The sequence below is a fragment of the Streptomyces caniferus genome, assembly GCF_009811555.1.
GTDB classification, from domain to species: Bacteria; Actinomycetota; Actinomycetes; order Streptomycetales; family Streptomycetaceae; genus Streptomyces; species Streptomyces caniferus.
Window position 1 is genome coordinate 2,215,728 of sequence record NZ_BLIN01000005.1, and the last position, 18,824, is coordinate 2,234,551.

Below are 18,824 nucleotides of genomic sequence, written 5' to 3' on the forward strand. Positions count from 1 at the left end.
GGCGCCCGGTTCCCCCGCCTCGTCGGAGGGGGGAACCGGGCGCCGTTTGCGCCGTGTCGGCGGCGGCGTCAGGCGTCGATACGCTCCTTGGCCGCCGCATCGGCCGCGGCCTGCTTCTTCGAGGCGCGCAGGCTGGTGATCGTCGTGACGACCAGGACGGCGCCGATGACGCCCAGCGAGACCGGAATGCTGATCTCCGGAACGGCCACACCGGACTCGTGCAGGGCGTGCAGCACCAGCTTCACGCCGATGAAGCCCAGGATGACCGACAGGCCGTACGAGAGGTGGACCAGCTTCTTCAGCAGGCCGCCGATCAGGAAGTACAGCTGCCGCAGACCCATCAGGGCGAAGGCGTTGGCGGTGAAGACGATGTACGGGTCCTGGGTGAGGCCGAAGATCGCCGGGATGGAGTCCAGGGCGAAGAGGACGTCGGTGGTGCCGATCGCCAGCATGACGATCAGCATCGGCGTCATCAGCCGCTTGCCGTTCTCGACCACGAACAGCTTGGTCCCGTGGTACTTGTCGGTCGACGGGAAGCGCTTCTCGACCATCTTGAGGAAGCGGTTCTCCTCGAACTCCTCGTCCTCCTCCTCGGCGCGGGCCTCCTTGATCAGCTTCCATGCGGTCCAGATGAGGAACGCACCGAAGAGGTAGAACACCCAGGAGAAGTTGGCGATGATCGCGGCACCCGCGCCGATGAAGCCGGCTCGCAGCACCAGCGCGATCAGCACACCCACCATCAGCACCCGCTGCTGGTAGATCGTCGGGACCGCGAACTTCGCCATGATCAGGACGAAGACGAAGAGGTTGTCGACGCTCAGGGACTTCTCGGTGATGAAGCCCGCGAAGAATTCACCTGCCGGTGCGCCGCCGCCGAACAGCAGCAGCCCGAGGCCGAAGAGCGCGGCGAGCGCGATCCAGACACCGGTCCAGATTCCGGCCTCCTTGAGGGAGACCTCGTGCGGTTTGCGGCCACCGATGAAGAAATCGGCGGCGATCAGGACGCACAGACCAAGAATGGTCAGCGCCCACAGGGTCGGGGAAACGTCCACTGCTCCTCCGGCAGAGTCGTACGGCACTTACAGCGTCGTCGCTGCCGGAGGTCTCTTCCGCCCCGTTCCGCCCGATGGGTGAACGGGGCCGACGCCCCGGGATCTCGTCACACTCGCAATCCGTGATGACGGGTACGTCGTAGCGGGAATACTCCCCTCCGCACAAAGAAGCGTAAAGGAAGGACAATGAATAGTAAAGAGATAGGTAAAATACCTGGTCAGGAGGCTCGACGGGCAGCCGTGACGCGGCTCAGCACCTGGCGCACCACCTGACTCCCCTTCGGAACGAGCGAGGGCTCGTACGTCCAGGCGTGACCGACCCAGGGGTCGGCGAGATGGGCGTCGGGTACTGGTGTGATCCGCAGCAGCGAGCGCCACAGCGGGTCCAGGACCGGGCCGTAGTCCCTGGTCCGGGCGCGGTCGGCGACCATCATCAGATGCACGCCGACGGCCGGCCCCTCGTCGGCGAGGTAGCGGAGCCGGGTGAGGGCGCGGTCGTCGAAACCGTGCGGGAAGTCGTGCACGATCAGCAGCTGGTCGGCGGGGTCGAGATCCGGTGGGAGAGAGTCCGCGGCGCGGTGGCGCACGGCCATCTGGACGAGTTCCACCCGGCGGGTCAGCGTCTCCAGCACCGAGGTCACGCCCTGCGGGCCGGGCACCGGGGCGGCGGACAGCGCACCGCTCTCCACCAGCGGCGCGAGTGCGGGCGCGGCGGTACCGCCCGGGTCGATGACCTGGACCGCGAAGTCACCGGCGGGGTGGATGGCCAGCAGCCGGGCGGCGATCGCCACGGCCGTCTCCATGGCCAGCCGGCGCAGCTCGGCCTCGTCGGGCGGCCCGTCCGTCAGCGCACTGCCCAGTTCCCGCCGGGCGATGTCGCGCCCGGGGTCGTGGCCGGCGCTCAGGGCGTAGGCGTCGGGTCCGCTGTCGATCCACAGCCCGCGCTCCAGGGGGAGGCGCACGAGCATGGGAATGCGCAGGTCCAGGACTTCCGGGAGGTGCAGATCGCCCAGGCGCAACGCCATCGGGCGCTCCAGCGGGACGTGGTAGCCCTGCCAGACGGGGTTGTCCCAGCGGGCGAAGGCGGGCGGCAGGGCGGGCTCGACGACCGCCGACTCGGCCGCGAGCTGCGCGAGGTCACGGTCGAGGGCGGCGCGGGCCTGGGCGACGAGGGCGGCGTGCTTGTCGCGGGCGGTGGCGCGGGCGGCATCGGCGGCCGTGCCGAGGCGGTTGCGCGGGTCGGACAGGGCCTGGTCGAGCTCCTGCTCCAGGCGGGACTCGGCGAAGCCGGAGGCGCTGCGGTAGGCCGCGACCGAGCGGGCCAGGTCCTCGAACATCCCCCAGACCTGGTTGTAGAGCCGCTCCTCCATGCTCCAGCCGGCGGCGTCACCGGCCACGGGCTGCGGGGGGCCGGCGGGCGTCTCGGGGCTGCCGGGCGACACGGTCGCGGGGGCGGTCGGGGCGGGGCCGGCCGCGGCGGGAGTGCTGCGGCGCTTCGGGTGCCGGTAGTCGACGCGGCCGCCGCCGACGGGGTCGGGGGTGGGTGCGGGTGATGCGCCGTCGGCGTCGGGGCCGGTCTCCGCGCCGGTCCCTGGGCCGGTTCCGATCTCGGTTCCGGTCCCGGTCCCTGGGCCGGTTCCGGAGGGTGCCGGGCCGTCAGATGCGGGAGGGTGGGCGGGAGCCGGCCGGTCCGCGGCGGCCGGGCCGGCCGCGGGTCGTTCGGAACGGCTCGCCGCCACGGGGGCGGGCGAGGGGACCGCGCGGGCCTGCCCCCGGCTGATCGCGTCCTCGATCTCCGCGGCCAGCTCCGCCGCCTGCGGCAGGCCCTGGTCGCGCAGCATCGCCGTGAGGCCGTCGGCGTACCCCTGGCCCACGGCACGTACCTTCCAGGCACCCTGCCGGCGGTAGAGCTCCACGGCGACGACGGCGGACTCGGCGCCCAGGCCGGTGACGGTGTAGCGGGCGATGCCGGTGCCGTCGAGGCCGGTGACCGTGACGGAGGGCGCGGAGGATGTTCCGAAGGCGGTCGGGGCACCGATTCCGGTGGGCAGCGCCAGCAGCACGCTCACCCGGTGGACGGCGCCGGGCAGCGCGTCGAGATCCACCGCGATGCGGTGCTCGGCGGCCGCCTGACGGGGAACCTCGATGCCGGTGCGCCGGGGCGCGCCCGGGTGGGCCACCGCCTCGGCGCCGGCGAGCCTGCCCTGCTCGTCGCCGAGGGCGACCCCGGCCATGACGGCAGCACCCGCGGTCACCCGGATCTCCACCCGGGTCCGGTCCAGTGGATGGTTCTGCCCCCGGACCAGCTCGGCCGTCATCGTTGTTCCCCCTGGTGGTTGTGGCGTGCCCGGGCCGTACCCCGGGCACGGGCCCAGGGGGTCCGGCGGCGCGGCCCGGTACGCGCTGCCACGACGGTGGTGGTTACAGGTGCGGCAGGATCGCCGGCACGAGGTCCTGGAAGGTGCGGCCGACGGAGGGCTCGCCGATGGCGGTCATCTGCCAGCCGCCTCCCACACGGTGCACCTTGGACATGACCTGTGCGGTGTAGTTGCCGCCGCCGGTGAGGGTGTAGCGGGCCAGTTCCTGGCCGGTGGTCTCGTCCACCAGGCGGCAGAAGGCGTCCTGCACCTCGGCGAACGTCTGGCCGGTGAAGGAGTTGACGGTGAACACGATCTGGTCGATGTGCACCGGCACCCGCGCCAGGTCGACCAGGATCGCCTCGTCGTCGCCGCCCTGGCCCGCGCCGCCGACCAGGTTGTCGCCGGTGTGCCGGACCGCGCCGTCGTCGCTGACCAGGTGCTGGAAGAAGACGACGTCTATCGGCTTCTTGTCGGCGAAGAGCACCGCCGAGGCGTCGAGGTCGATCTCGCTGGTCCGCCTGCCGAACAGGCCACGGCGCGGCGCCGAGCGCCACCCCAGCCCCATCCGTACCGCGGTCAGGTTTCCTCCGTCGGACTTCTGCAGGCTGATGCCCTGCCCCTTGGACAAATTGACCGACACGCGCCGTCCCCTCTCTGTACTGTCCCCGCCCAGCTTTCCGGCGGCCCCTTCGACCCTATGCACGACGGCGGGCCGAGGGCGTACCGGACCCGCGTTTTGTGGCGCTTCTGCAACACACCGGGCACCGCTGGACACACCCCGCTCACGTGCGGCGATACCGCCCCGTTGGCGGGTGTGCCCTGGGCGGTGTGATCCGCCCGGGCCGAGCAGCCGCACACCGCCCCGGTGGTCCCCCTCGGCTGCTGCCGCTCCCCCTACTTCACCCCGGCCTCCCTCATTTGCCGCAGCTCCTTCTTCAGTTCGCCCACCTCGTCGCGCAGCCTGGCGGCGACCTCGAACTGCAGCTCGGCCGCGGCGGCCCGCATCCGCTCCGTCATCTCCTCGATCAGCTCGGCGAGTTCGGCGGCGGGACGGTCCGTCAGCGCCGCCCCCGCCTTGCCGCCCTTGCCCTTCGCGGCCTTTCCGCCGAGCGCCGGGACCGGCGCCTTGCCCTGGCCCTCCTTGGGCTCGGCGCCCTTGCGGTACCCCGTGCCCAGCAGCTCCCGGGTGTCGATCTCCTCGCGGGCGAGGGTGGCGACGATGTCGCCGATCTTCTTGCGGAGCGGCTGCGGGTCGATGCCGTTCTCCTTGTTGTACGCCAGCTGCTTCTCCCGGCGGCGGTTGGTCTCGTCGATGGCCTTCTCCATCGCCGGGGTGACCTTGTCGGCGTACATGTGCACCTGACCGGAGACGTTGCGCGCCGCACGTCCGATGGTCTGGATGAGCGCCGAACCGGACCGCAGGAAGCCCTCCTTGTCGGCGTCCAGAATGGCCACCAGGGAGACCTCGGGCAGGTCGAGGCCCTCACGCAGCAGGTTGATGCCCACCAGGACGTCGTACTCACCCGATCGCAGCTCACGCAGCAGCTCCACCCGGCGCAGGGTGTCCACGTCGCTGTGCAGATAGCGGACCTGGATACCGAGCTCCAGGAAGTAGTCCGTGAGGTCCTCGGCCATCTTCTTGGTGAGGGTGGTGACGAGGATGCGCTCGTCCTTGTCCGTACGCGTACGGATCTCGTGCACCAGATCGTCGATCTGCCCGTCGGTGGGCTTGACCACCACCTCCGGGTCGACCAGACCGGTCGGCCGGATGATCTGCTCCACGAAGCCGTCACCCCTGGCGAGCTCGTACGAGCCCGGGGTCGCGGACAGATAGATGGTCTGGCCGATGCGCCCCAGGAACTCTTCCCACTTCAGCGGCCGGTTGTCCATGGCGGACGGCAGCCGGAAACCGTGCTCGACGAGGGTGCGCTTCCGGGAGGCGTCGCCCTCGTACATGGCGCCGATCTGCGGGACCGTGACATGCGACTCGTCGATGACCAGGAGGAAGTCCTCCGGGAAGTAGTCGAGGAGGGTGTTGGGCGCGGAGCCGGGCTCGCGGCCGTCCATGTGCATCGAATAGTTCTCGATGCCCGAGCAGGAGCCGATCTGACGCATCATCTCGATGTCGTAGGTGGTGCGCATCCGCAGCCGCTGGGCCTCCAGATGCTTGCCCTGCTTCTCCATCGTGGCGAGGCTGTCCGCCAGCTCGGCCTCGATCCCGGCGATGGCCCGCTCCATGCGCTCCGGACCGGCGATGTAGTGGCTGGCCGGGAAGACGTACAGCTCCCGGTCGTCGCTGATGACCTCGCCGGTGAGCGGATGGAGGGTGGACAGCGCCTCGATCTCGTCGCCGAACATCTCGATCCGCACGGCCAGCTCTTCGTACACCGGGAAGATCTCGATGGTGTCGCCGCGCACCCGGAAGGTGCCGCGGGTGAAGGCCACGTCGTTGCGCGTGTACTGGATGTCGACGAAGCGGCGCAGCAGCGCGTCCCGGTCGAACTCGTCGCCGACCTTCAGCGGCACCATGCGGTCGACGTACTCCTGCGGCGTACCCAGACCGTAGATGCAGGACACCGAGGCGACCACGACGACATCACGCCGGGTGATCAGCGAATTCGTCGCGGAGTGCCGCAGCCGCTCGACCTCCTCGTTGACCGAGGAGTCCTTCTCGATGTACGTATCGGACTGCGGGACGTACGCCTCGGGCTGGTAGTAGTCGTAGTAGGAGACGAAGTATTCGACCGCGTTGTTCGGCAGCAGCTCTCGGAATTCGTTGGCGAGCTGGGCCGCGAGGGTCTTGTTGGGCGCCAGGACGAGCGTCGGGCGCTGCAGCTTCTCGATCATCCACGCGGTGGTCGCCGACTTGCCGGTGCCGGTCGCGCCGAGCAGGACGACATCCTTTTCACCCCCGCGGATACGCCGCTCGAGTTCGGCGATGGCCGTGGGCTGGTCGCCACTGGGCTGGAAGGGGCTGACGACCTCGAAGGGCGCCACCGTGCGTTCGATGCTTGATACGGGCCGCATGGGATCCACCGTACGACTCGGCACTGACAATCGACGCAGCCAGCGCCCTGACCTGCGGTTGCGCGGTGTGCGGCGGCACCGGCGGGCGGGGGCAGGGCCGGCGATCGGTCGGGAGCTCCGGCCGGCAGGAGGCGACGCGGGCGGCACGGGAGCAGGGGATGACGCGGGCGACGGGGGACGCGTGGCACGACGCGGCGCGGCGCGGGCGATGAACGCAGTGGGCGACAGGCGCGCGGACGACGGACGCGCGGGCCACGCGCGACGCCGAGCGCGGGACACCGCAGGGCCATGGCCCTCGGGCGCAGAAGCCGTACCGCACAAGCCGTACAGGAGAGCCGCCCGCTTCCCCCTCCGGCTCCGGACGGCCGGCCGTGAGCGCGACGCGCCGTGCGCGGAGCCGGCCGCGGCGGGTCGGCCCTTCGGGTGGTCGGCCAAAACCGTTCAGACGCACGAGGGGTGACGCATCATCGGCCAAGATGCGCGGATGCCGCGGCTCCGGCAAGTTGGACGGCGTCGGAGCGTACGTCTGTAGCACGGCTGATCCGGGCATCCTGCAACTGCGCGTCGCTCCAAACGGAAACCGGCCACTTCCCGTTCAGCGCCCGGCAACTACACGACCGCCTCCCGCTACGGCCCGGCTGCGAGCCTCTGCCCGTCCGACCCGGTTCACGTCACTTCACGTCAGCTCACGTCCACGACGTCACGAGGAGTCCGTATGCGTATTCGCCCCGTCGCCACCGTTGTCGCCGGTGCGCTCATGGGTCTGTCCGCGCTCGCCCTCTCCACAACCGTCGTCCAGGCCGCACCCGCCGGACATCCTCCGGTGACGGTCGCCCACCGCGGCGCCTCGTCGTACGCGCCCGAGAACACCCTCGCCTCGATCGACGCGGCCGACCGGCTCGGCTTCGAATGGGTCGAGAACGACGTCCAGCGCACCAGGGACGGCGAGCTGGTCATCCTCCACGACAACTCGCTCGCCCGGACGACCAACGTCGAGCAGGTGTTCCCCGGCCGCTCCCCGTGGAACGTATCGGACTTCACGCTGAAGGAGATCGAGAAGCTGGACGCGGGCAGCTGGTTCGGGCCGAAGTTCCGCGGGGAGCGGGTGCCGACCCTCGAGGACTACATGGACGAGGTCGAGAACAACGACCAGAGTCTGCTGATGGAGCTGAAGTCGCCGGAGCTCTACCCCGGCATCGAGCTGCAGACCCTCACCGAGCTGCGCCGCGCGGGCTGGCTGGACAAGGGGCACGTCAAGGACCGTCTGATCATCCAGAGCTTCAATGCCGACGCGATCAAGACCGTGCACCGCCTGCGGCCGGAGGTCAAAACGGGCTTCCTCGGCAATCCGTCCGTCGCCGACCTCCCGAAGTTCGCCAAGTACTGCGACCAGATCAACCCCGTCCACACGGCGGTCACCCCGGAGTACGTCGCCGCCGTGCACGGCCTGAAGGGCCCGCACCGCCGGCCCCTGGACCTGTACACCTGGACCGTCGACGACGCGGCCACCGCGGTCAAGGTCGCCGGTCTGGGCGTCGACGGCATCATCACCAACAAGCCGGACGTGGTGCGTGACGCCCTGGGGGACTACGACGACTGAGACCGGAGCCGCCGGGGACGGGGCGGCGGGACGGGGGCGGCGACAGCGACAGCGACCGATCCCTGTCCCGCCGCACTGTCAGTGGTGCGTCCTACCCTGATCAGGTGATGCATTCCGAGCAGGATTCCCACCCGGCGGCAGCGCCGGACGCCGCGCCGGAGGCAGCGGTGCCGGCCCCGCGCGACTGGGCCTGGACGCGGCTGGAGACCCCGATCGGCCCGCTGCTGCTCGCCGCGACCCGAAAGGGCCTGGTCCGCGTCGTCTTCCATGCCGACGAGCGGACGTCCCGCCGTGAGCTGACCCGTCTGGAGCAGTTCTTCGGCGGGGCGCCACTGGCCGCGCTCCCCCATCTGGCGACGGCCGCGGCCGAGCTCACCGCCTACTTCGCCGGAGAGCTCCGGTCCTTCACCGTCCCGCTGGACTGGTCGCTGTCCGCCGGCTTCCCCGCCCGGGTCCTCGGGGCCCTGGCCACCGGGGTCCCCTATGGCGCCGTCGTCGGCTACCAGGACCTCGCCGACCGGGTCGGGGAGCCGGGCGCCGCCCGCGCGGTGGGCGCCGCGATGGGCTCCAATCCGCTCCCGGTCGTCGTCCCGTGCCACCGTGTCGTGGCCAGTGACGGCGGCATCGGCGGCTTCGGCGGCGGGCTGGAGACCAAGCGTCTGCTGCTGGCCCTCGAAGGCGTGCTGCCCGCTCCGCTCTTCTGATCCCGACCGTCGTCCGCCCTCGCCGAGGCCGGCTCCTACGAATGGCAGCGCCATGTCCCGTCAGATCGCTCTGCTCCGCGGCATCAATGTCGGCGGCCACAACTCCTTCCCCAAGGCGAAGCAGCTGGAGCTGGCCGAGTCCCTGGGCTTCCAGGACGTCTCGGTGCTCCTGCAGACCGGCAACATCGTCTTCGCCGACCCGGGTACTCCGCCGTCCGAAACCGCCCGGGTGCTCCACGACCGGATCGCCGACGAGCTCGGCCTGACGGTGCCGGTCATCGTCCGGACCCGCGACGAGCTGGCCGCCGCCGTCGCCGCGAACCCGTTTCCGCAGGCCGTACCGGAGCCCAAGAGCCTGCACGTCACGTTCCTGTCGGCGGTGCCGGCCGACACCTCCCGGCTGGATGCGCTCGACCCGGCCGCGTTCGCGCCCGACCAGTACCGGCTGATCGGGCGCGAACTGTATTTGTGGTGCCCCGGCGGCATCGGCCGCTCCAAGCTCGCCGAGGTGGTGGGCCGCGCCCGCCTCGGGGTGACGGCCACCGCCCGTAACTGGAACACCGTCAGCAAGCTCCTGGCGCTGGCCGACGCCTGAGGCCCCGAAGGCCGGGCCGTCAGCGCCAGCCGTAGCGCTCGCGCAGCCGGTTGACGACCAGGTTGAAGCGGCCCCGGTCCAGCGCGCAGGCCTCGCGCCGCATTCCGGCCGGGTGCACCCGCAGCACCCGGTCCACGGCCACCCATGAGTCGCGCCCCGCGCGGTCCCACGGGCCGGTCCCGAGGGGGACCCACTCCCGGTCGTTGTTGTGCCGCTTGCTGGACAGCTGCACGGCCAGCAGCGTCCCGCCGGTCTCCCGGGCGACGACCAGCACGGGGCGGTCCTTGCCCCGGCCGTCGTTCTCCTCGTACGGCACCCAGGTCCACACGATCTCGCCGGGGTCCGGGTCGCCGTCGGGGTCGGGTGCGTAGGACATCTTTACGGTGCCGACGGACCGCGGCCGGGCCTCCACGGTCGCGGTGGGTCCCTGGCTGCCGGGCAGCGCGGCGGGTTCGTCGGATGCGTTGAATGAAGTGGTCACGGGCTCACGCTAACCGCCGCCGCCGGCGCGGCGATCAGCGGTCCCGCCCGGCGGTCCGGGCTCGATTGTCAGTGGTCGGCCGTACGGTTTTTTCCAGCGGGGGACGGCCGTGGGGCCGCCCGGGGAGGGGATCGCCATGTCCGAGAACACGACGTATCTGGAGCTGTCGCAAGAGGGCGGCGGCGCCCACAAGTTCTACGAGGTGACGGTGCGGGACACGGTCGTCTCGGTGCGCTACGGACGCATCGGCGCGGGCGGCCAGCAGCAGACCTCGACGTTCCCGACGCGGGACAAGGCGCAGGCCGCCGCCGCCAGGAAGGTCGGCGAGAAGGTCCGCAAGGGCTATGCGCCGGCGGTCCGGGGCCGGCGCGCCGCCCGGCCGGTGACACGGCGCCAGGTCTCCTCCGCCCCCTCGACGGCCCGCGCGGTCGCACCGGTGCTGTGGCGCTTCCGTACGGGCGCGGCCGCCTTCGGGATCCACATCGCGGAGGACCGCTGCTGGGTGGGAAACCAGAACGGCGACGTCTACACCCTCGGCCACGACGGTGAGGTGCTGGCGCGCTATCAGCTGCCCGACGGCGTCAAGTGCCTGGTGGCGGACGACTTCTGGATCTATGCGGGCGGCGACGACGGCACGGTCTACGACCTCTCCTCGAAGGTCCCCTTCGCCGCCTACGACATCGCCGCCGACGTCGACATCTTCTGGCTGGACATCCGCGAGGGCATCCTCCATGTGGCCGACCGCAACGGCGGACTGACGGTGATCGACCACGAGGACGAGTACCAGTGGTCGCGGCGCAGCGCGGGCGAGCACGCCTGGATGGTGCGGCGGGACGAACACGCCGTCTACCACGGGCATCACCGCGGTGTGACCGCCTACTCGGCCGACGGCAGCGGCGAGTTGTGGCACACCGCGACCCAGGGCTCGGTGCTGTTCGGCTGGCAGGAGGACCACGCGGTGTACGCCGGCACCAACCGGAACGTCGTCCAGCGGCTGGCGAAGGACAGCGGAGCGCTGGAGGCCACGTACCGGTGCGACACCGTCGTCTACTCGTGCGCCACGGCCCCCGGCGGCCGGTATGTCTTCGCCGGCGACTCGGCCTCCTCGGTGTACTGCTTCGCCGCCGACGGCACCCGGCTGTGGAAGCTGGGCACCGGCGGCGGATCGGCGCTGTCCATGCAGTACCTGGACGAGAAGCTGTACATGGTCACCACCGACGGGTCCCTGGTGTGCGTGGACGCGAGTGACGCGGCCGTCGCCGCCGCCCGGTCGGGCACGGTGCCGGTGGCCCGGGACGTGAAGTCGGCCGCCGCGCTGCCCACGTACACCCCGTCGGCCACGGTCCGGACGGTGGCGTCCGCCACCGCCTCGGGGATCGTGGTGGAGTGCGTGCAGGAGAGCGGCCGACTGCGGGTCCATGTCCTCTCCGACGGCTACGAACCGTCCTGGAACGTGCAGTTCCCGCGTCATATACGCCGGGCCGGGGCGCGGTACGTCGTCGATGAACTGTCGGCGGCCGCGGGCGGCTTCTACCGCGTCCGCGGCGAGATCCGGCAGCTCGTCTGAGGCCAGATGGGCAGGCCGGCCCGGTCCTCAGGGCAGGCCGCTCCAGGCCGGCCGCCGGGGATCGTCGGCCCGTACGACCACATCCGCCGCCTCCTCGGGCCGGGTCCCGGCCTCGTAGCGCGCGAACGCGGGCAGGGTCCAGCGCTCGTCCTGCGGGGTGCGGCGGGCGAGGGCGGCGGGCGACAGCTTCAGGTGCACCGAGAGATCGAAGGGGAACCAGTGGCCGAGCAGCAGCGGGCCGTGCAGCAGCAGGACGCCGCCGGGCGGCAGCTGCGCATACGCGCTGCGCGTCGCCCGGTCCGCCACCGGATCCCAGAGGTCCGGCAGCACCCGCCCGCTGCCGCCCGGGTCCAGCGGCTGGAACACCTCGCGCCACAGGGCCTGCCGGTCGAACCATTCGTCGTGGAAGGCGTCGGGGTCCTCACGGCCGTATTCGAGCCGCAGCGAGGCGGGGCGCAGGAAGCCGAAGGTGCCGGCCTTGTGCACCGCCCGCCCCCGGAGCCGGAGCGCCTCGGCGAGCCGGCCGGCCAGCGCGCCGGGCGAGGCGGCGGGCGCCCCGTCGAGGGCCACGCGCAGCCAGGGGCTCCCGTCCCTCGCAGGCATCGTGGCGATGCGCTCGGCGAGGGCGTCGGTGAGCCGTTCCCAGGTGATCGCTTCGAGCCGCACCCCGCCATTCTGCCCGGCCGGGCCGCGCGGGGCGCCCCGCGTCGGGCCGGGCGCCGTGGTTCAGGCCTGGTCCGCGGACGGCCGGGCGGCTCCGTAGCGGCTGAGTTCGGCCGCCGCCTCCTTCGTCGCCTCGATGACGCTGTCGGGGGCCACCGGCATCACGGACTTGAGCTTGAGCAGCAGGACCGCTCCCATGATGGAGCCGTCCCACATGATCGGCGCCGCACAGGAATTCCAGCCGGCCATGCACTCCTCGTACCCGAGCGCATGCCCGAGGTCGCGCACCTCCGCCAGGGACTCCGCCAGCGCCTCGTTGTCCCGGTAGACGCCGGGTCCCGCCTGCTCGGGGACGGGCTCGGCCAGCACCCGCTGCTGGAGCACCTCCGGCAGGTAGGCGAGGATCGTCCGCCCGGAGGCACCGGTGCGCAGCGAACGCGTCACGGACAGCACATCACGCGGCGTCATCCCCAGTTCCGCGAGGTCGGAGTCGCCGACGGCCATGTCGACGCACTGTCGTTGCGCGCCGGAGAAGGGCGCCACCATGTAGAGAAACGCCAGCCCGCCGTCCGTGGCCGTCCGCAGTTCGCGCAGCACCGTCTGCGAGGTGGCCCCGTCGAGGCGGTGGTCGAGTGCGGTGAAGGCGAGTTGGGCGGCCGAGGTCCGCAACCGGTAGAGGCCGCGGTCCACCCGCTCGAAGATGCGCTGGTAGATGCCGGACTGCAGGATGCGGTAGACGACGGAGTCGTCCAGGCCGGTGAACTCCGCGATCTCCCCCGGCCCATGGGCGGATCCGCCCAGCTCGGCGAAGGCCGTCTGGACGAGGAAGACCCGCTCGGCATGGCCGGATCCCGACGCACGGGAGCCGGACGACGTGCCCTTGGGTGCCTGACGCGCCTTCTTGGAGTGGCCCGTGGTACGCGGCGCCACACCGGTGGCGGTCGCGTCGGCCGAGGCCGACGATCCCGTGGCCGTGGTGCTGTTGCCCATCGTGTGCTCTCTCCCCTGGCAGTGGTGGGCGCCCGAAGGCGCAGGGCATGTGCGCTGCGGGCCGGCACCCCCGCGGTCCGCGGTTCCCTGCGGCCGGTCCCGGGGTGCGCTCCCGCAGCCGTGGTGCCCGTACGACACCCCGGGCTACCGCAATTATCGGGCGACGTCGAGGGCCAGTTTCCCGGTCGGGGTGCGTGCGGCCAGATCGTGGTGCGCCCGTGCCGCCTCACCGAGCGCGTACACGGCGCCGGTCAGCGGCCGGAGGGTGCCGTCGGCGACCGCGTCGAACAGCGCCCGCATGGACGTCGGCAGCGCCGTACGGTCCGCGTAGAGCTGCGGCAGCCAGAAGCCCGAGACGGTGATGCTCCGCTCCATCAGCTCCCGGGTCGGCACGCTCGCCAGGTCGCCGCCGGCGAACCCGTACACGGCGAGGCGGCCGCGCGGCGCGACGGCGGCGAGGGTCCGCTCGAAGGTGGCCCCGCCGGTCATCTCCAGCGCCGCCGCGACCGGACCGCCGGCCGCGTCCAGGATGCGCTCGGTCAGGTCCTCGGCGGTCGAGTCGACCACCGCGTGGGCGCCCAGCTCCTCGGCCAGTTTGCGCTTTTCGGGCGAGCCCGCGAGGCCGATGACCTTGGCGCCGGCGTGCGCGGCGAGCTGGACGGCCAGCGAACCGACGCCGCCCGCCGCGGCCGGTACGACGACGGTCTCGCCCTCGGTGAGGCGCAGCGAGGTGAACAGCAGATGCCAGGCGCTGTTGCCCTGCAGCGCCAGCGCGACGGCCTGTTCGTCGCTGATGGCGTCGGGGACGTCCCAGGTCACGCGGCGGTGCAGCAGCGTCCGTTCCGCGTATCCGCCGCCGCGGCAGAGCCCGACGACGCGCCGTCCGCCGTCCACCGTGCCCACGACCTCGTTCCCGGGGACGTACGGCAGCTCGACGGGTGCGAGGTAGGAGTCCCCCCGTACGTGCACATCGGCGTAGTTGATACCGGCCAGGGACACCTCGACCAGCGAGTGGCCGCCGCGGGGCGCGGGCTCGGGAACGTCTTCGAGCCGCAGCACGTCCGGGCCGCCGAATTCTCGCATCACAATCGCGCGCACGACTCTCCCTCGGGTTCTCCTGTGCGGTGCCCGCACAGGGTAGGCAGGCCCGCCATCTGCCCGTCAGTGCCCGATCATTTCGCGCCAACCCTGCGGGACTTCGCGGGCCACCGCCCCTCTTCCCACGACTTTTTGCCGACCGCTTTCTCGCGTCGCGAGAAACCTCCGCAGCGGTTTCCACCCATTGCGCCGTTTTGCTGCAGATCTACCCATCGGTATCCCCGGGGTGGCCGCCACGCGTCTCTCGCTCAAACCTGGCTGTCGATTGTGATCGCCGCCGCCTACGATCCGGAAATGTGGCCGCCGTCGACCGGATGTTACGGCCGCGTCCGCCGGGGCAGCGTGCATTCCGCGAGGCAGTGGCGCCCGCCCGCCCCGCCCGGTGATACGGGCGGGTGGAGGAGGACGTGGCGGTGCGCTGGGCGGGGCGGGCACGGCCTGAGGGGGAATCATGATGGGGAAATCGGGGGGCGGCAGGCCGGCGTTCGCGTCGGCCTGCCGGGACCCACAACGCGCGCAACCGCTTCCACCGGTACCTCTGCGCCTTCTGCGGACCGCATCCGCGTCCCTGCCGTTCTCGTTGACGGCTTCGTTCACGGCCGCCACCGACGCCGTCATCGCCGCCGCGCGCCGGCGTTCCCGACCGTATGCGGCACCGCCCTTTCTGGACGTGTCCCGCAGCCCCCGGGGATCCGTGCTCCGCCGCCGAGAAAGGGACTGCCCATGAACGGATCGAGCACGACGAACAGCAACGGGCTCCAGTTCAACCATCCCTACCTCGCCGTGGTGCTCGGCGGCGGCTTCACGGGCATGCTCGCCGCCGCGGCACTGTCCGAACACGCCGACGTCATCGTCGTCGAGCGGGACCGGCTGCCGCACACCCCCGCCCTCCCCACGGACCTTCCGCAGGCCCGGCACGCCCATCTGCTGACGTCCCACGGTGCCCGGCTGGTGGATGCCCTGCTGCCCGGCAGCGTCGAACGCTGGCTGGCCGAGGGCGCCCGCCGGGTACCGAGGCCGGCGGAGCTCACGGGCCGGCAGCCGGCGGGCTGGTGGGGCCGACGGGCACGCCGGGAGCATCTGATCGCCTGCTCCCGCGACCTGCTCGACCGGGCCGTACGCCGGCAGGTGCCGGCCCTCCCCGGGGTGACCGTGCTCGACGGCACCGAAGCAGCCGGACTCACCGGTACCGCGGAGCACGTCACCGGGGTGCGCGTCCGGGACACCACCACCGGCGCCACCTACCGCCTGGATGCCGACCTCGTCGTCGATGCCACCGGCCGGCACTCCACCACCCAGGACCGGCTGGCCGCGCTGGGACTGCCCACCGCACGCGAAGACCTCGCGGACTGCGGAATCGTCTCGGCGACCCGTATCTTCCGTGCCCCTCCCGGCATGGAGAACTGCCCCGTGCTGACCACCCGTTCGGCGTTCCCCGGCCCGGTCACCGGCCCCGCGGGACCCCGGCGCCCGGTTCCCGCGAAGACGGCGACGCTGGTGCCGATCGAGGGCGGCCGCTGGCTGGTCACGCTCACCGGCACCGGCGACGACCGGCCCTCCGAACACGCGAACCGGTTCGTGCCGTTCGCCCGTCGCACGGGTAGCGCCGTCATCGGCGACCTCATCGCGGACGCCGAACCGCTGAGCGAGGTGCGGCTGTCCCGCGACACCACCAGCCGGCGGCGGCGCTACGAACAACTGCCGTCCTGGCCCACGGGTTTCCTCGTCCTCGGCGGCGCCCTGGTCTCGCTCGCCCCCGACTGCGGCCAGAGCCTGTCCCTCGCCGCCCATGGCGCCACCGCACTGCGCGGGGCACTACGGCGGCACGGGATGGACGATCCGGCCCTCGCCCGGAAGGTGCAGCGGACCCTCGGACGCCTCGCCCGGGCACCGTGGTCCCTGGCCACCGGCACGCCGCTCCCCTCCCCCACCGCCGACCGGCCCACCGTCAGCCGCGCCTACCTGGACGTCGTCACGCCCGCCGCGCCGACGGCCCCGGCCCTGCGCCTCTCCGCCGCACTCGGCCTGCTCCGGGACACGGCACGGGCCCGTCCGGCGGCCGACAGCACACCGGCAGGCCCGGCGCCGTCGCAGGCGGCCCCTGTCCCTCGGCCGTCGACGACCGGTTCCGCGCCGTCCGCCGCCCCGCGTCCCCCGGCCGCGGCCGGTACCGGCTCCGCCCTCTCGGCGAAGCCTGCCGCCACGCTCTCCGCCGCCTCGCCCGCTCCGGGAGCGCCCTCGGCCCCGCCGCACCTCCCCGGCCCTGAAGCCACCCCCAGACGCCTCCCGCGCCTCGGCTTCAGGCCGACGGCACTGCGCCGCATCAGCGGGTCCGGCCGACGGAAACCGGCCGACGACTGAGGGCGCCGACGCGTCGAGGTGATGCTGCTGCCGGGCCGGCTGTCGTGGGGATCAACTGCCGGCCTCGACCCACCGGATGGGGTGGACGGGGCAGACGCGGCGCGGGCCTATGCGGACCGGGCGCATCTCGACCTGGTGCGGGTGCGGGTGCATGAGGAGCGGCCATGACGTGCCGCGGGGCACGGCAGGAATCCCTGGGAGCTGCGAGCGTCGCGGGTCCGGCGTACCGCAGGCGCTGGGCGGGCCGACCGCCGCCGTGTAGATGATCGGCGGCGCGTATCGGCGCCACGCAACCGACGCGCAGGGCAGCACGGAGGACGGAGGGCGGAAAGCCGCTATGCCGCCGCGCTGCGGACCGCACCTCGGTCGCTGCCCGGCAACGGGTCAGGCATCACCGTTCGTCGTGGCCTCCTGGGGCTGCGCCGGGAGGCCCAGGAGGCGGTGGGCGAGGGCGAGCGGTGCGTGCGGATTGCGGGTCGGGGCGGGGGCCTTGGTGCGGTGCGCGGGGAGGCGTTCGACGGTCGTGGTGCCGGTGTCGGATTCCAGGGCCGGCGCATAGCCCGCGGCGCGCAGGGCGTCCAGGGTGGCGGCCGGCGGGCGGCTGCTGACCAGGACGGTCGGGGCGATGGCGCGCAGCCCGAGGTCGCGCAGTGCCCGGTGGGCGGCCAGCTCTTCGACGAGGGTTTCGTCGTCGGAGCGGATGCAGCAGGCGGCGGGCAGGACCCGCATCCGGCCATGGGAGCGGGCGGCGTCCTGGACGAGGTAGCGGAGCGGCTGCGGCAGGGTGCCGGTCGTGGAGGCGTGGGCGAGGTCCTCGAGGAGGATTTCGGCGTGGTGGCCCGTGTCCAGCGCGCGGCGTACGGAGTGGGGGGTGAAGCGCCAGGTCACGGCGTGGCCTTCGGATTCCCGGTCGGCCGCGGCGGCGAGCAGTCCGGCGAGCGGGGCGGCGGGGCGGCCGGGCACGACGGCGGTCAGATCGGCCTGGAAGTGGGCCTGTTCGAGGAGCGGCGGGAGCAGATCGGCGAGCGGCTCGTCGAGGGAGCGCGGGTCGGCGAGCAGTGCCCGGCCGAGGGGGGTGAGGGTGCCGTGGGCGACCAGTCCCAGAAAGGCGGCCTCGTGGAGGGTGTGGGCGGCACGTTCCCCGGCCATCGGCTGGTGCGTGACGGCGAGGGGGCGGTGCCAGTCCGCGGCCCGGAGGAGGCCCTCCCATGGGGTGGGGGCAGCCGTCTCCTGCTCCGGGGGCTTCGCAGGCTCCGAGAACGGCAAGGGCGGAAGGGGTGCTCCCGCGCCGAGGGGCACGTCGGCCAGGGCGGCGAGGAGCGCGTGCCGGAGGGCGGGGGCGTGCCGGTCGTGGCCACGGACCAGTGCGGTCGGGGTCTCGCCGAACGGCGTGTGCGTGGGGATCTCCCACAGCGCTGACCAGGCGGCCAGCAGGGGCGCGAGGCGGGCTCCGGGCGGGCGGCCGAGCCAGTCGTCGTAGGCACCGGTGGGCAGTGCGGTGATGCCGGACGGGCTGCGGGTCAGCGCGATCAGATCGGCCGCGAGCGTGAGGTCGAGAAGGAGGCGGGTGTGCGCTTCGGTGGCACCGGCCGACTTGGCCAGCCGTTTGATCTCCCGTACGGCCAGCCCGCCCGACTTGCGCAGCGCGGCGGGCTGCGTCGCCAGGGCGGTCAGCAGGCGCTCGACGGTGGCGGCGAGGGTCGCGGCGGCGGCCCGGGACTCGTCGTGCAGCGAGGTCGGGGGGACGGCCGCGGCGGGCGTCGTGGGGGTGGCGGTGTCGTCCGGGGCGGGCCGCGGGGCGTCCGCGAGGAAGGGTCCGAGGTCGTGGGCGGCCAGGAGTTGCGGGGCGCGCGGCGGCACGACGATCGAGCCGTCCCCGGTCGGCGCGGCGAGTCCGTCGTCGTAGAGGTGGCGCAGGGCCGTTTCGGCGGCGGTGCGCGGGGGGCCGGGCGAGGTGGCCCCGAGGGCGGCGAAGACGTCCTCGGGCGGGACGGGTTCGGTGGCCAGGTGCGCGAAGGACAGCCGGTGCGCCATCAGGGACTGGTAGTCGGCGCCCGGGGCGGGGGCGGCGGGGCCGGGGGCTGCGCGCGCGGCCCGCTCCTGGCTGATGAGGGCGGTGGTGGCGAGCACCTGGAGCCGGGGGTGGTCGAGGTGCAGCACGAGGTGGTGGAGGGTTTCGTAGGACCACAACGCATGGGCCAGGCCGCGGAGTTCGGTGGGGGCGGGCCGGCGGGCGAGCGGTTCGGCATGCCGGGTGAGGAGCGCGGCGAGCTGCTCGGGGGTGCGCCCGGCGAGGGATCGGGTGACTGCGTCGAGACCTTCCACG

At 72.6% G+C, this 18,824-nt stretch carries 14 protein-coding genes; 5 read left to right on the forward strand and 9 right to left on the reverse strand.

Going from position 1 to position 18,824, the window contains the following annotated elements:
• Positions 1–68: 68 nt before the first annotated feature.
• The 4 genes from Scani_RS26385 to uvrB form a co-directional block, all read right to left on the reverse strand.
• Positions 69–1,052: a TerC family protein gene (locus Scani_RS26385; protein WP_159480316.1), complete on the reverse strand. Its 984-nt coding sequence runs from the start codon at positions 1,050–1,052 to the stop codon at positions 69–71.
• Positions 1,053–1,270: 218 nt separating this feature from the next.
• Positions 1,271–3,370: a TerD family protein gene (locus tag Scani_RS26390; protein WP_159480317.1), complete on the reverse strand. Its 2,100-nt coding sequence runs from the start codon at positions 3,368–3,370 to the stop codon at positions 1,271–1,273.
• A 103-nt stretch (positions 3,371–3,473) separates the two neighbouring features.
• Positions 3,474–4,052 (reverse strand): TerD family protein, encoded by a 579-nt coding sequence (locus Scani_RS26395; protein ID WP_159480318.1) that lies wholly within the window; start codon positions 4,050–4,052, stop codon positions 3,474–3,476.
• Between the two features lie 254 nt (positions 4,053–4,306).
• Positions 4,307–6,439 carry an excinuclease ABC subunit UvrB gene (gene uvrB / locus Scani_RS26400; protein ID WP_159480319.1) on the reverse strand — a complete coding sequence of 711 codons (2,133 nt, stop codon included), beginning with the start codon at positions 6,437–6,439 and terminating at the stop codon, positions 4,307–4,309.
• Between the two features lie 715 nt (positions 6,440–7,154).
• Between uvrB and Scani_RS26405 the strand changes: the two genes are divergently transcribed.
• The 3 genes from Scani_RS26405 to Scani_RS26415 all read left to right on the forward strand — a co-directional run bounded on the left by Scani_RS26405 (position 7,155) and on the right by Scani_RS26415 (position 9,338).
• Positions 7,155–8,039 (forward strand): glycerophosphodiester phosphodiesterase, encoded by an 885-nt coding sequence (locus Scani_RS26405; protein ID WP_159480320.1) that lies wholly within the window; start codon positions 7,155–7,157, stop codon positions 8,037–8,039.
• A 107-nt stretch (positions 8,040–8,146) separates the two neighbouring features.
• Positions 8,147–8,743, forward strand: coding sequence for a methylated-DNA--[protein]-cysteine S-methyltransferase (locus Scani_RS26410; protein WP_159482380.1), 597 nt, complete (start codon positions 8,147–8,149; stop codon positions 8,741–8,743).
• Between the two features lie 52 nt (positions 8,744–8,795).
• Entirely contained in the window at positions 8,796–9,338 is a 543-nt protein-coding gene (locus tag Scani_RS26415) for a DUF1697 domain-containing protein (protein ID WP_159480321.1), read from the forward strand.
• 19 nt (positions 9,339–9,357) lie between these two features.
• Here Scani_RS26415 and Scani_RS26420 read toward each other — a convergent pair whose 3' ends face one another.
• Positions 9,358–9,819: a type II toxin-antitoxin system PemK/MazF family toxin gene (locus tag Scani_RS26420; protein WP_159480322.1), complete on the reverse strand. Its 462-nt coding sequence runs from the start codon at positions 9,817–9,819 to the stop codon at positions 9,358–9,360.
• 136 nt (positions 9,820–9,955) lie between these two features.
• On the opposite strand from Scani_RS26420, the gene Scani_RS26425 reads away from it, so the two are divergent.
• Entirely contained in the window at positions 9,956–11,386 is a 1,431-nt protein-coding gene (locus Scani_RS26425) for a WGR domain-containing protein (protein ID WP_159480323.1), read from the forward strand.
• A gap of 27 nt (positions 11,387–11,413) precedes the next feature.
• Here Scani_RS26425 and Scani_RS26430 read toward each other — a convergent pair whose 3' ends face one another.
• The 3 genes from Scani_RS26430 to Scani_RS26440 all read right to left on the reverse strand — a co-directional run bounded on the left by Scani_RS26430 (position 11,414) and on the right by Scani_RS26440 (position 14,137).
• Entirely contained in the window at positions 11,414–12,052 is a 639-nt protein-coding gene (locus Scani_RS26430; protein ID WP_159480324.1) for a nucleoside/nucleotide kinase family protein, read from the reverse strand.
• A gap of 60 nt (positions 12,053–12,112) precedes the next feature.
• Positions 12,113–13,039: an IclR family transcriptional regulator domain-containing protein gene (locus tag Scani_RS26435; RefSeq protein WP_159480325.1), complete on the reverse strand. Its 927-nt coding sequence runs from the start codon at positions 13,037–13,039 to the stop codon at positions 12,113–12,115.
• 153 nt (positions 13,040–13,192) lie between these two features.
• Positions 13,193–14,137 (reverse strand): quinone oxidoreductase family protein, encoded by a 945-nt coding sequence (locus Scani_RS26440; RefSeq protein WP_159480326.1) that lies wholly within the window; start codon positions 14,135–14,137, stop codon positions 13,193–13,195.
• A gap of 723 nt (positions 14,138–14,860) precedes the next feature.
• Here Scani_RS26440 and Scani_RS26445 point away from each other — a divergent pair.
• Positions 14,861–16,498, forward strand: a complete 1,638-nt coding sequence (locus Scani_RS26445; RefSeq protein WP_159480327.1) for an FAD-dependent oxidoreductase — start codon at positions 14,861–14,863, stop codon at positions 16,496–16,498.
• Positions 16,499–16,882: 384 nt separating this feature from the next.
• On the opposite strand, the gene Scani_RS26450 is transcribed toward Scani_RS26445, so the two are convergent.
• Complete coding sequence (locus Scani_RS26450) at positions 16,883–18,823, reverse strand: helicase-associated domain-containing protein (RefSeq protein WP_159482381.1); 1,941 nt, start codon at positions 18,821–18,823, stop codon at positions 16,883–16,885.
• Position 18,824 lies beyond the last annotated feature (1 nt).